Annotated in this window: 13 protein-coding genes; 6 read left to right on the top strand and 7 right to left on the bottom strand. The window is 67.7% G+C overall.

Annotated elements, in window-relative coordinates; genetic code table 11:
* Position 1: 1 nt before the first annotated feature.
* Positions 2 to 856: a TauD/TfdA family dioxygenase gene (locus Q8K84_RS04070; RefSeq protein WP_305281079.1), complete on the bottom strand. Its 855-nt coding sequence runs from the start codon at positions 854 to 856 to the stop codon at positions 2 to 4.
* A 263-nt stretch (positions 857 to 1,119) separates the two neighbouring features.
* Here Q8K84_RS04070 and Q8K84_RS04075 point away from each other — a divergent pair, with 263 nt between their 5' ends.
* Genes Q8K84_RS04075 through Q8K84_RS04090 form a run of 4 tightly spaced genes read left to right on the top strand, consistent with a single transcriptional unit; the run spans position 1,120 to position 5,246 of the window.
* Positions 1,120 to 2,346 (top strand): aromatic ring-hydroxylating dioxygenase subunit alpha, encoded by a 1,227-nt coding sequence (locus Q8K84_RS04075; protein WP_305281081.1) that lies wholly within the window; start codon positions 1,120 to 1,122, stop codon positions 2,344 to 2,346.
* Positions 2,343 to 3,158, top strand: coding sequence for a 4,5-DOPA dioxygenase extradiol (ygiD, locus tag Q8K84_RS04080; protein WP_305281083.1), 816 nt, complete (start codon positions 2,343 to 2,345; stop codon positions 3,156 to 3,158). Before Q8K84_RS04075 ends, ygiD begins: the two co-directional genes overlap by 4 nt.
* Positions 3,159 to 3,183: 25 nt before the next feature.
* Complete coding sequence (locus Q8K84_RS04085; protein WP_305281084.1) at positions 3,184 to 4,275, top strand: acetamidase/formamidase family protein; 1,092 nt, start codon at positions 3,184 to 3,186, stop codon at positions 4,273 to 4,275.
* A 14-nt stretch (positions 4,276 to 4,289) separates the two neighbouring features.
* Positions 4,290 to 5,246 (top strand): helix-turn-helix domain-containing protein, encoded by a 957-nt coding sequence (locus Q8K84_RS04090; protein WP_305281086.1) that lies wholly within the window; start codon positions 4,290 to 4,292, stop codon positions 5,244 to 5,246.
* On the opposite strand, the gene Q8K84_RS04095 is transcribed toward Q8K84_RS04090, so the two are convergent.
* From Q8K84_RS04095 to Q8K84_RS04105, 3 genes are all read right to left on the bottom strand, one after another.
* Positions 5,243 to 6,154 (bottom strand): ribokinase, encoded by a 912-nt coding sequence (locus Q8K84_RS04095; RefSeq protein WP_305281088.1) that lies wholly within the window; start codon positions 6,152 to 6,154, stop codon positions 5,243 to 5,245. The genes Q8K84_RS04090 and Q8K84_RS04095 overlap by 4 nt on opposite strands.
* A 76-nt stretch (positions 6,155 to 6,230) precedes the next feature.
* A complete protein-coding gene (gene hemN / locus Q8K84_RS04100; RefSeq protein WP_305281091.1) occupies positions 6,231 to 7,610 on the bottom strand; it encodes an oxygen-independent coproporphyrinogen III oxidase in 1,380 nt (459 codons plus the stop codon).
* A gap of 265 nt (positions 7,611 to 7,875) precedes the next feature.
* Positions 7,876 to 8,520 (bottom strand): helix-turn-helix domain-containing protein, encoded by a 645-nt coding sequence (locus tag Q8K84_RS04105; RefSeq protein WP_305281094.1) that lies wholly within the window; start codon positions 8,518 to 8,520, stop codon positions 7,876 to 7,878.
* A gap of 195 nt (positions 8,521 to 8,715) precedes the next feature.
* Between Q8K84_RS04105 and Q8K84_RS04110 the strand changes: the two genes are divergently transcribed.
* Positions 8,716 to 9,318, top strand: coding sequence for an NAD(P)H-dependent oxidoreductase (locus Q8K84_RS04110; RefSeq protein WP_305281097.1), 603 nt, complete (start codon positions 8,716 to 8,718; stop codon positions 9,316 to 9,318).
* Between the two features lie 14 nt (positions 9,319 to 9,332).
* Here Q8K84_RS04110 and Q8K84_RS04115 read toward each other — a convergent pair whose 3' ends face one another.
* The 3 genes from Q8K84_RS04115 to Q8K84_RS04125 all read right to left on the bottom strand — a co-directional run bounded on the left by Q8K84_RS04115 (position 9,333) and on the right by Q8K84_RS04125 (position 11,926).
* Positions 9,333 to 9,722, bottom strand: coding sequence for a response regulator transcription factor (locus tag Q8K84_RS04115; protein WP_370867826.1), 390 nt, complete (start codon positions 9,720 to 9,722; stop codon positions 9,333 to 9,335).
* A gap of 121 nt (positions 9,723 to 9,843) precedes the next feature.
* On the bottom strand, positions 9,844 to 10,440 hold the full coding sequence (fixJ, locus tag Q8K84_RS04120) for a response regulator FixJ (protein ID WP_305281100.1): 597 nt from the start codon (positions 10,438 to 10,440) through the stop codon (positions 9,844 to 9,846).
* Complete coding sequence (locus Q8K84_RS04125; RefSeq protein ID WP_305281103.1) at positions 10,433 to 11,926, bottom strand: PAS domain-containing sensor histidine kinase; 1,494 nt, start codon at positions 11,924 to 11,926, stop codon at positions 10,433 to 10,435. Before Q8K84_RS04125 ends, fixJ begins: the two co-directional genes overlap by 8 nt.
* An 83-nt stretch (positions 11,927 to 12,009) precedes the next feature.
* On the opposite strand from Q8K84_RS04125, the gene Q8K84_RS04130 reads away from it, so the two are divergent.
* On the top strand, positions 12,010 to 12,633 hold the full coding sequence (locus Q8K84_RS04130; protein WP_305281106.1) for a LysE family translocator: 624 nt from the start codon (positions 12,010 to 12,012) through the stop codon (positions 12,631 to 12,633).
* The last annotated feature ends 64 nt before the right edge of the window (positions 12,634 to 12,697 follow it).

A 12,697-nucleotide genomic window follows, 5' to 3' on the forward strand; every position in this document is an offset into this window, starting at 1 on the left:
GTCAGTAGGGCGCGTCGCCCTTGGCCCACAGGCGATGCATGGTCCGGAAATACTTGGTGTCGTCGTAGAGGGTGCCGGTGTGCAGGGTGCAGCGGTTATCCCACATCAGCACGTCGCCGACCTGCCACTTGTGGCGGAAGACGAAGGGGTCGCTGGTCATGAATTCCACCAGCTCGTCCACCAGCTCCAGGCCCTTGGGGTTCTCCATCCCCACCACCTCGGTCACCGTGCCCGTGGAGGGCCACAGCGCCTTGCGGCCATCGGCCGGGTGGGTGCGGATCAGGGGATGCTCGACATCGGGATTGTCGCGCTTGAGCTCGTCCGACAGCTCCTGGCGGCCGAATTCCCGGGTGGCCATGAAGTGCTGGTAGGAGTGGTGCAGGCGGAGACCGTCCAGTTCTTTCTGGCGCTCAGGGCTGAGCGCGTTCCAGGCCGCGCAGCCATCGGCCAGCAAGGTGTCGGAGCCCTCGGCCGGCACCTCCACCGCATAGAGCATGGTGCACATCACCGGCTGCGCCTTGTAGGAATAGTCGGTGTGCCAGCCGACCCCGTCATTGTGGGCGCCGATGGGTTTGCCATCCACCTCGCGGTTGGACAGGACGAAGACCTTGGGCTGGCCGGGCAGGGTGAACTGCTTCTGAGTGTGGTCCTCGGGCTCGCCGAACAGGGCCACGAAATCCACCAGCTGGGCCGGCGTCATGTCCTGGCCGCGCAGCAGTATGGCGCCGTGCCGATGGAAGGTGTCGACCACGCCGGCCAGGGTCTCGCCATCGGCGCGGGCGAGGTCCACGTCCAGGATCTCGGCGCCGAAACCGGGCTTCAGCTCTTGGGTCTTCAGTTGGACGGCGGTGGTCATCGGCGCAGGCTCCGGCTGTGTGACGACGACCTTAGCCGCAGGGCCGGGCGCAGGTCTTGTCCATCCGCGCACATTTGCTTGCCAGCGCCCGAGCGGGGGGTCGGCCGGCTGATCAGCCCCTGATCACCGCCGCCTGCAAATGGGGCGTTCGGGGGATTTGGCCGCTGGCTGGCCAAGTTGTCGTGCGCGCTGGTGCAAGACCGCCCCCACCGTGGCGCCTACCGTCAAGGCCTCGACCGAACCGGAAGCCGAGGGTCCACAGCATGAGCGCGCACCTCTTGAACGACGCCTTTTTCGACGGGCTTTCCACCTCCATGGAGGGGTTTGAGACCGCCGAGACCCTGCCGCCGGCCTGCTATGTGGACGCCGGATTCTACGAGTTCGAGAAGGAGGCGGTGTTCAACCACGAGTGGCTCTGCGTCGGGCGCGAGTCCTGGGTGAAGACGGCCGGCGACTACTTCACCACCACGATCATCGGCGAGCCCGTCATCGTGGCCCGCACCCGCAAGAACGAACTGGTGGCCATGAGCTCGGTCTGCCAGCACCGGGCCATGCTGGTGGCCGAGGGGCACGGTAATACCCGCGGCTTCGTCTGCCCCTATCACCACTGGACCTATGGCCTGGACGGCAAGCTGGTGAACGCCCCGGCCATGGAGCAGACCTGCGGCTTCGACAAGAAGAAGATCGCCCTGCCGAGGTTCAAGGTCGAGGTGTGGCTGGGCTTCGTGTTCATCAATTTCGACCTGGACGCCGCGCCCTTGGGACCGCGCCTGACCGAGATCGAGAGCGCGCTGGCCGGCTACGATCTGGCCAACGCCGAGGGGCCGCGCCCCGATCCGGCCGCCAAGCTCCCCTGGAACTGGAAGGTGATGTTCGAGAACAATAACGACGGCTATCACGCCAGCCGTCTGCACCAGGGGCCGCTGCACGACTTCGTACCCAGCGCCCAGTCGGTGTTCCCCGAGCCGCCCCACGGCGCGGCGGGCTATCTGCGCTTCAACGGCACCCTGCATGCCGACGCCAGCTTCAACGTGACGCAAAAGGCCCTGCTGCCGGTCTTCCCCAAGCTGACCGAGGTCGACCGCAACCGGATGACCTTTGCGAACATCCCGCCGACGCTTTCGCTCGTCGTCACCAGCGACATGGTCATCTATCTGATCGTCCGCGCCGACGGGGCCGAGACCCACGAGATGGACACCGGCCTGCTGTTTGCGCCCGGCGCCATGGAAGACCCGGCCTTCGAGCACAAGCTGGCCATGAACATGGCCGCGGCCGGATCCATCATCGCCCAGGACCTGCATGTGGACGGCCTGGTCCAGGCGGGCCTGCGCTCGCGCTTCGCCATCCGTGGCCGCTATTCTTGGCAGGAGGGGGCCCAGATCGCCTTCAACCGCTGGCTGACGCCGCGCTATCAGGGGACCTGGAAGGCGATGCAGGCCGACGTCGGCGCAAAGGCGCCCGTCGCCGCGCCGGCCCGGGTTCCGGCATGAGCGGGCCGGCTGAACGCCTGCCGGTGGTCTTCTTCGGTCACGGCAGCCCGATGATCGCCATCGAGACCAACGACACCACCGCGGCCTGGGGCGCCATTGGGGCGTCAATCGGCAAGCCCCGGGCCATTCTCTGCATCTCGGCCCACTGGCTGACCCGCGGCGTCGGCGTGACCGCCATGGCCCAGCCGCGAACCATCCACGACTTCGGCGCTTCCTTCCCTCAGGCCCTGTTCAACGTGCAGTACCCAGCGCCCGGCGATCCGGCCCTGGCGCGGCGCGTGGCCGAACTGCTGGCGCCGCTGCCGGTGAGCCAGGACGAGGGCTGGGGCCTGGACCATGGGACCTGGTCGGTGCTGTCCAAGGCCTATCCCAAGGCCGATGTGCCGGTGGTGCAGCTGTCGATGGACGCCAGCAAGCCGCCGGCCTGGCACTATGAGATGGGCGCCAAGCTCAGCCCCCTGCGAGATGAGGGCGTGCTGATCGTCGCCACCGGCAACATCGTCCACAACCTGCCGGCCATGGACTGGGGCGCCCGCCACCGTCCAGCCTTTGACTGGGCCGAGGCCTTCAACGCCCACATCAAGGACGCCATCGCCGCCGACGATCCCCAGAAGGCGGTGGCCTATGAGGCGTTCGGCGAGGCGGCCAGTCGGTCGGTCCCGACGCCGGACCACTACTGGCCGCTGCTCTATGCGCTTGGCGCCCGGATGCCCGGCGACCGGGCGGTCTTTGGCCCCGACCATATCGAGCATGGCTCGCTCAGCATGACCACGGTGATGCTCGACAGCCGCCCGGCCGCCCAGGCCGCCTGAACCCACGCCATTCCAAGGACGCCCCATGGCCTTCATCTGCGAGCCGACCGAGACCCGGGCCGACACCTTGCCGGGCGCCCTGCACACCCTGAACGCCACGTCCAAGACCGTGCACTGGGGCTATTTCGATCCCGCCCGGGGCCCGGCTCTGCGGATCAGGAGCGGCGACCTGGTGCAGGCCGAGGCCATCACCCACCACGCCGGCGATGATCCCGAGCTGATGATGGACGAGGCAGTCACCGCCATCTTCCGCGAGATCCCCGAGGCCGACCGCAATCCCGGCGTCCACATCATGACCGGCCCGATCCATGTCGAGGGCGCCCAGCCCGGCGACATGCTGGAGGTGCGTTATCTGCGCATGGTCCCGCGCTGCAACTATGGCTCCAACCTCGCAGCCAACTGGGGCCATCTCTATGATGAGTTCGACCAGAAGGAGCGGGTGACCATCTATGAACTGGACGCTAACGCCCAGACCGCCAGCGCGCTGTATGCCTACGACTTCCCCGGCAAGTATCTGACGCCCGGGACCATCACCCACTGCCCGGTCTGTGATCGCCAAGGGGCGCTGCCTGGCGTGAGGGTGCCGGTGCGGCCCCACCTCGGCACCGCCGGCGTCGCGCCGAACGTCAACGGCCGGGTCAGCACCATTCCGCCGGGGCTTCATGGCGGCAATATCGACAACTGGCGCATCGGCGCGGGCGCGACCATGTACTACCCGGTGCAGGTCGACGGGGCCCTGTTCTCCATCGGCGATCCGCATGTGAGCCAGGGCGACGGCGAGATCAGCGGCACGGCCATCGAGGCCTCGCTGAACGTGCTGATGCAGATCGTCCTGCGCAAGGACTTCACCTTCCCATCGCCGCTGCTGGAGACGCCAAACTGGTGGATTGTCCATGGCTTCGACCCCGATCTTAACCGGGCGATGAAGAACGCCTCCCTGGACATGCTGGGCCTGCTGACCGAGCAGCAGGGCCTGTCGCGCAACGACGCCTATTCCCTGATGAGCGTGGCCGCCGACTTCTCCATCACCCAGGTGGTGGACGGGACCCAGGGCATCCATGTGCGCATCCCCCGGGGCATCTTCCCGGCCAAGGGATCGGTGAAGGCCCCCGCCTGACAAGAGACGAGCCGTTGAAGGCCTGGCAGTTCACCACCGACACCTATCTCAAGCCTGAGCGCCGGGACGCCTGGCGCGAGGCCATGGAGCGGCTGCGCCTGCCCGTCGGCGACCTGCCGGCCGAGGGGGCCTTCCATGCTCAGGTCTCCAGCCTGACCTCGCCCATGGGGGTGGAGTTCGCGGTGGTGGCCTCGACGCCGCAGGAGATCTCCGGGCGCAATCCCCACCAGCCCGCCGCCATCTGGATGGCGGTCCTGCTTGAGGGGGAGTCGACCCTGCTGGACGGCGACCGCGAAATCCCCATGGCGCCGGGCGACATCGTCTATGGCCCGACGGGGCAGACGGCCGGCCTGCGCCTGGAGAGCCGGTTTCGCCTGCTGTTCATCACCGCGCCGCGGGTGGCTCTGGATCACCGGCTGCTGGCGCCCTCGGCCCTGCGCCTCGGACATCTGGCGACTGTCGCGGGCATAAATCATGTTTTTTCAGGACTGTTACGAGCTACGGCTGATGCGCTGGATGACCTGACGAGCGACCAGCTCCGCCCGGTCGAACTGGCGCTGACCGAGTTCCTGGTCGCCTGCCTGGCCCAGGACGGGGGGCCGGCTGCGCGGGGCGGCGCCGAGGGGGCCCGTGCGGTCCAGATGCACAGGGTCCGCCAGACCATCGAGGTTCTGCTGGCCGAGCCCGAGCTCACCCTGCGCCGGGTGGCTGATGAGGACGGTGTCTCGCCCCGCTACCTGCAGAAACTGTTCGCCGGGCAGGGGCAGAGCTTCACCGGTTATGTGCGCGGCCGGCGGTTGGAGCGCTGCCGGGCTGACCTCGCCAGCCCCGCCTGCGCCCAGCTCTCGATCTCGGAGATTTGCTTTCGCTGGGGCTTCAACGGCTCGGCCCATTTCAGCCGGGCCTTCCGCAGCGCCTATGGCCAGTCGCCCCGGGAATACCGCCGCGCAGCCCTCGGCGAAGAGGCCTAGGCGCCCGCCATCAGCGCCTCGACCTCGGCGGCCAGGGGCATGGAGGCCGCCGCGCCGGCCCGTGTGACCGAGAGCGCCGCGGCGGCGTTGGCGAAGGCCATGGCGTCGGGCAGGGTGAGGCCGCGACTTAGGCCAGCGGCGAGGGCTCCGCAGAAGCAGTCGCCCGCGCCGGTCGTGTCCACCGCCCGCTGTCGTAGGCCGGGGACCTGGAAGGCCTCGTCCCCCCGCACCGCCACGGCGCCGGCTGCGCCCAGAGTGGCCAGCACCGTCTGACCTGGCCGGGCCAGGACCTGCGCTGCAGCGAGGGCGGCGGAAGCGTCGGCAGGTTCGGCGTCCAGGCCTGCAAAGCTCGCCAGCTCGGTCTCGTTGAGGATCAGGAGGTCGGCCAGGGCCAGCAGGGCCGCGCCCTCTGAGAGAGCAGGCGCGGTGTTGAGGATCTTGATCGCGCCGGCCGCGTCCGGCCGCCTGAAGATCGCCTCAATGGCCTCCAATGTCGCCTCGAACTGGGTCAGGATCACCTTTGCGCCGGCGAGATCAGCGCTCAGCGCGGCCTGCGCGCCATAGAGGGCGTTGGCCCCGGCGGCGACCACGATCATGTTCCGGGCGGCGTCATCGACGGTGATGAAGGCCTGACCGGTCGGGGCGCCGGCCTCGCGCCGCACGCCACCCACATTCACGCCCGCGCCCACAAGAAAATCGAGCATGAAGTCGCCGGCGCTATCCTGGCCGACGGCGCCCAGCAGGCGCGTCTCTGCACCCAGGCAGGCGGCGGCGACGGCCTGGTTGGCGCCCTTGCCGCCGGGAAATTGGATCAGGCTCCGGCTGGCGACGGTCTCGCCGGGGCGGGGCAGATCCGCCACCCGCGCCACATGGTCCAGGTTGACGCCGCCCAGGACGCAGACGCTCATGGGACGACTCCTCGCCAATGACTCCAGCGTCAGGACCTAGGACATTTGCCCTGAAATGTCAGGGCCCCGCGCGGTGTCAGATCGCCTTGGCGTGGCGTTGTGCGTCTGGCGCGAGATGAGCGTCGAACAGGGCGCAGATGGAGCGCACCAGCATCCGTCCCCGGGGCGTCACGCTCAGCATCTGACCGTCCCAGGTCGCCAGGCCGTCCTGCTGAAAATCGTGCAGCCGGACGATGGAGTCCTGCAGGTCAGCGATGGTGCGGCCGTGGCGTTCGCAGGCCGCGGCCAGATCAACGGCGAAGTCGCACATCAGGCGCTCAATGATATCAGCGCGGAAGCGGTCCTCGTCAGTGACCGCCACGCCCCGGGCGATGGGCAGCTTCCCGTCGGCCACGGCGTGACGCCAGCCAAGTTCCTGGGTGATGTTCTGCACATAGCCCCCCGGCGTCGTGCCGATGGCCGAGGCGCCGAGCCCCAGCAGCGTACCGGCCGCGTCGGTGGTGTAGCCCTGGAAGTTGCGATGCAGGGTCCCATTGGCGGCGGCCTTGGCCAGGGCGTCCTGCGGCAGGGCGAAGTGATCCAGGCCGATCTGGACATAGCCCTCGGCCTTCAGCCGTTCAGCGGCGGCCTGGCTCTGTTCCAGCCGTTCGGCGGGGCCGGGCAGGGCGGCTTCATCGATCAGCTGCTGGTGGGTCTTCATCCAGGGCACGTGGGCGTAGCCGAACAGGGCCAGCCGCTCCGGGCGCAGGGTCAGGACCGAGTCCAGGGTGGCCAGGGTGTTACGGGTGGTCTGGTGGGGCAGGCCATACATCAGGTCGAGATTGATGGAGCCGACACCGGCCTGACGAAGATCGTTCACGCATTCGGCGATATCCTCGAACTTCTCCTGGCGATTGACCGCGTTCTGGACCTCCGGGGCCAGGTTCTGCACCCCGAGGCTGGCCCGCGACAGGCCGTGATAGGCCGCAGCCCGGATCCAGTCGCGCGACAGGACCGCAGGGTCCAGTTCGGCGGCGATCTCGGCGTCGGGGGCCAGGTTGAAGACGTGGCGCAGGCCGCCGAAGATGGTGGCCAGTTCCTCGACGCTGAGCATGTTGGGGGTGCCGCCGCCCAGGTGGATGTCGCCCACGGCCATCTTGCCGGGCAGGGCCTGCTCCAGGATCGAGAGCTCGCTCATCAGCAGGGCGACATAGTCGCGCACGGGCTCGTGGCGGCTGACCGCCCGGGTGTTGCAGCCGCAGTACCAGCAGAGGCGGGCGCAGAACGGGATGTGCAGATAGACCGAAACCGGCGTGGTCACCGGCAGGGCCGCCAACCACTCACGATAAGTGGCTTCGTTCACCTCGGGGGTGAACTGCACCGCCGTCGGATAGCTGGTGTAGCGGGGCGCGCGACCATCGTACTTGGCGATGAGGTGTGCATCGGCGGGGGCGTGGGGGTTGTAGAGCACGGTCATGAACCATCTTCTCCAAGGGGTCGGCGCCTCGCCCTGACCCAGATCAAAGCCCAATACCGACGCTGAGCAGACTTGAACCGGCCAGCCCCAGGGCGCTGGTCAAAAAGCAACTGCCGGCGCAGCGAGACCAGCTCCGTCTGGGGCGGAGCCGGGCGCTGCGCCGGCGGCGCTGAAGCAGGACCTCGACCGCGACGGGGTGGATGCGGGGCGAGATCCGGTCTCGACAGGTCCGGGCGCGGGCCTGGGCAAGCCCACGCTCGATGGCCTATTCGGCGAGACGTTCCAACGCATCCCAGCGGGTCACGCGGAAGCGCCGGCAGCCGTCGAATTCGACGACCGAGGCGCCCTGAAGCTGGGTCAGCATCCGCGAGACGGTTTCAATGGTCAGGCCCAGATAGTCGGCCATGTCCTGGCGCCCCATGGGCAGGGCGATCTGCTGGGAGCGATCGCGCTGGGCCAGGTCCATCAGGAAAGAGGCGACCTTCTCGCAGGCGGTCTTGCGGCCCAGCACCAGCAGGTGCTCCTGGGTGCGCTCCAGTTCGCGGCGGGTGGCCTGCCAGAGCGCGCGATCCAGATCTTCGTCGCCGGCGAAAGTCTTTACCGCCGAACGTTTCACCACCAACAGGGTGCAGTCGCACAGGGCCTCGGCCGAGAAACGATGCAGCTCACCGGTTTCCAGGCCGACCAGGTCGCCAGCGTAGTAGAAGCTGCCCACCTGGCGTCGGCCGTCGCTCAGCAGGCGGGTGGTCCGCACCGCGCCGGACACGACGATGTAGAGCAGGTCGGCCTCTTCATCCTGGCAGAAGATTTCCTCGTCCTTGGCGAAGTTCATGCGCAGCCCAAGACGCTCCATCACCTGAGCGATGGCGGGGGTGGCGAGGGGGGCGTCGGAGGCGTAGGCGAGGGTCATGGCGGAGGTCCTTGAGCCGATGACCTCATCCTGGCGCGCGCCGCCCTGCGCTGACATTCAGGTCCGCTACCTAAGTAGTTTCCCGGAAGTGCGGCGCCTGGAATCTGTGGCGCCTCGCAGCGTCGGCGTCCTTGACGCTCGTCAAGGCGCCGGCCCGGATCACAGCCCAAGACTGTCGAGCCTGGAGAGCTCCCCATGACGGCCGCCCGAATCGCCCCCCGCAAGATCCTGCTGATTAACGGCCATCCCGATCCCCATCCGGACCGGCTGTGTTCGGCCTTGGCCAGCGCCTATGCCGAAGGGGCGCAAGCTGCGGGCCATCACGTCAGGCGGATCGAAGTCGGCGGGCTGGCGTTGCCGCCCATCACCTCCCAGGCCGCCTTCATGGCCCCCTCAAGCCCTGAGGTCGCCGAACTCCAGGCGGCCGTGCGGGAGGCCGATCATCTGGTGCTGATCTACCCGCTTTGGCTGGGGGCGCCCCCAGCCGTGCTCAAGGCCTTCCTCGAACAGGTGTTCCGCTATGGCCTGGCCCTGGCGGCGCCGGGGGAGGCCAAGGGGGTCAAGGGCCTGCTCGCTGGCCGCTCCGCCCGGGTTGTGGTGACCATGGGCATGCCGGGCTTCATCTTCCGCCTGGTCTTCTTCGCTCACGGCCTGAAGTGCGTCAGCCGGGGGCTGCTGTGGGTGTCGGGATACCGGCCGGTGCGAGAGATGGCCCTTGGTCCCGTCGAATCGCCCGATCCGGCCCGCCGACTGCGTTGGATTGCACGCCTGCGCAGCCTAGGCGCAGAGGCTGCATGAACGACTGCGCCTCCTCAGAGGGGCAGCATCTGGTGGATGTGGCCGAGCAGTAGATCTCCGAGAAGGGGTTTCTCGACCACCTGAGCCTGAAGGCGTGCGGCCCGGGCGCGGACCTCCGGCGTGGGGTTGCTGGTGATCAGTATGGCGGGCAACGCCACGGCGCGGTCGCGGAGAACCTGCAGCACATCCAGCCCTGACATGCCGCTCAGGCGATAGTCCAGCACCAGACAGGCCCGATCCTCCGGCAAGACCTGCCTCATGAGGTCTTCTCCAGTGGCGGAGGATTTCACGCGATAACCTTCGATCTCGAGGGAGAAGGTCAGCGCCCGTCTCAGAGCCGCATCGTCGTCTAGCAGGACGACCATAGGCGCAGGACGTATGACGGTCATGGTCTCAGCAAGCATTGGCCACGGGCTCAGGGAGCGGAACGCCAAATCTAGGGGCGGGGGGGCGCCCGTCCTTGATCCAACGCAAAGGTCAGCCGCGGGCGCCCAGCCCGAGCGAGATTTCCTGCTGCGCCATGCCCTAGGGTCTGATCAACAGCACCATGCGGATCAGCTCCGAGAGGCCCCGAGCGCCGGTCTTCGACATGACGTTGGCCCTGTAGACCTCCACCGTTCTGGGGCTGATACCCAGTTCGTGGGCGATCACCTTGTTCAGCTTGCCCTCGACAACGCCCTCAAGAACCTCGTGCTCCCGGGGGGAGAGACTGTCGAGAACGGCGCGAACCCGCTCGCGTTCGGGGTCCTCGGCGATGGTCGGGCTCTGCGCTGTGCGGATCGCCGCCAGGAGTCGGTCCTCCTCGAATGGCTTCTCCAGAAAGTCGACCACCCCGGCCTTCATGGCCTCTACCGCCAGGGGCACGTCACCGTGACCTGTGATCATGATCACAGGATAGGCGCATCCGCGGGACTTCAGCCGCCGCACCAGCTCCAGCCCTGACATCTCAGGCATACGGATGTCCGTAACGATCACGCCAGCGGGCGCCGCATCCAGCGCCTCGAGGAACCGCGGGGCTGAGTCGTAGGTGCGGGCGACGAGTCCGGCCGTGTCCAGGAGGAAGGCGAGGGATTCGCGCATCGCCTCGTCATCGTCGATCACATGAACAACAGATTCAGTCATCGGACTCCAAATCCTCACGCCTCACCCCGCGAAGGGTGAAGCGAAAAATCGTGCCGCCCCCCGGATTAGGCTCGGCCCAGATCCGTCCCCCGTGCGCTTCGACGATCGTCCGCGAGATCGAAAGGCCAACACCCATACCTTGGGGCTTGGTGGTCACGAAAGGCTGGAAGAGCTGATCGATCATCTGCGGGGCGATCCCTGGACCTGAATCGGCGACGGTCACCTCAACCATATCCTCGGCGGCGGGCTGGGTCGCGACGGTCAGTTCCCGGCGCGTCGAGGTCTCCATGGCGTCAATGGCGTTGCGCATGAGGTTCAGCAGCACCTGCTGGATCTGGACCTTGTCGGCCAGAACCAGGCCCAGCTGGTGATCGAGCTGGAACTGCAGGCGCACCCCCCGCTCCTTGGCGCCGATCATGGCCAGGGCCCCGGCTTCCTCCAGAAGCTGCGGCAGATTTTCGATGCGTCGGTCAGATTCGCCCTTGGACACGAAGTCCCGCAGGCGCCGGATGATATGGCCTGCCCGCAGCGCCTGTTCGGTGGCGCTGGACAGGGCGCCCTTGATCTTGTCGCGGTCCAGTTGCGGCGCGTCCAACAGTCGCTCGGAGCCCTTCACATAGTTGGCGATGGCCGACAGGGGCTGGTTCAGCTCATGGGCCAGGGCGGAGGCCATTTCGCCGAGCGCAGTCAGCCTGGAGACGTGAACCAGCTCCGACTGCAGATCCTGCACCCGGCGCTCGGTGCTCTGGCGCTCGGTCAAGTCGCGGACAAAGCCGGTGAAGAACCGATTGCCCATCGTCTCCATCTCGCCGACGGCCAGTTCCATGGGAAAGGTGGAGCCGTCCTTTCGTGCGCCCACCACGACCCGGCCAATACCGATAATCCGCCGCTCGCCGGTCTGCATGTAGCGCAGCAGATAGCCGTCGTGCTGCTCCCGGTAGGGACTGGGCATCAGGGCCGAGACATTGCGGCCCACAGCTTCGTCCGCGCGCAGGCCAAACAGTCGTTCTGCGGTCGCGCTGAACGAGCGCATCACCCCAAGGTCGTCGATGACGATCATCGCGTCGGGAACAGTCTCCAGAATGGACCGGAGCCTGGCCTCGCTCTCGGCCAGGTGCAGGATGGCCTGTGCGCCCTCGGTGGTGCGCCGCTGCAGGTGGCTGCCGGCGATAGCGATCGCGACGCCGCTGATGACGAACAGCAGACTGTCGACCTGGTTGGCCATGCCGGTAAACGCGGCATGTCCGCCGAGCGCCCACGCACACCCCATGCCGGCGAAGGTCGCCAGCAGGGCCGGGCCTGCGCCCCCCATGAGCCCGCCTATGACGGCGGCTGGCAGGAAGACCAGATAAACGGTCCGTTCCCCCACCAGAGGCAGGATCGCGACAAAAAGGGCCGCCGATAGGGCGGTAGCCCCCACCGCCCACAGGTATCCGGTCCAGGCGGGTCGCCGAGTTGCGACGTTGTGCCAAGTGAGCCAGTGCATGGAGAGATGCGGTAGAAGGGGTCGCCGCGCTTGGCAAGCACGGCGGACCAACCGCGCGGGCGGTGGCGGAAGAGGCGACTGAGATGGACGAGGTCAGATGGGCGCCCTTTCTCGTGGCCGCAGTGCTGATCGAGCTCACCCCCGGCCCCAACATGGGCTACCTCGCCCTGGCCAGCGCGCGACGGGGTTGGGCCGCCGGTCTGTTGACCGTCGCGGGCGTGACCTTGGGACTGACGGTCCACATGGTGGCCGCCGCGGCAGGGCTGTCGCAATTGGCTGCCGCCCAGCCCCTGTTGTACGAGGGGCTCCGCTGGACAGGCGTCTTCTACCTGCTTTGGCTAGCCTGGGAAGGCTGGCGCGACCGTGCGGCGTCTTCGACCTTGGAAGACAAGTCGGTCGGGGATTGGCGGGACGTGCGCCGGGGTTTCATCACCAACCTGCTGAATCCGAAGGCGCTGATCTTCTATGTGGCGGTGTTGCCAAGCTTCGCGCCCCCTGGCGCGGAGAGCCCGTTGCGGGTCTTCCTGCTGCTGGGTTCGATCCACCTCACCGTCTCGATAGTGATCCACATCGCGATCGTGGCCCTGGGCGCCCGCGCCTATGACTGGGTGGCCCGGACCGACCGGGCGCCCCAGATCCAGGGCGCCTTCGCCCTAGGTCTGGTGGCGGTGGCGGCCTGGGTGGCCTGGAGCACCCGGGGGGGCTAGCGCTTGCCGCCGTTCGACCAGAGGCTGAACCCAAACAGGGTGACGGCGAAGGCGCCGAAGGTGG

The sequence above is a fragment of the Phenylobacterium sp. genome (genome assembly GCF_030679875.1).
GTDB lineage: Bacteria > Pseudomonadota > Alphaproteobacteria > Caulobacterales > Caulobacteraceae > Phenylobacterium.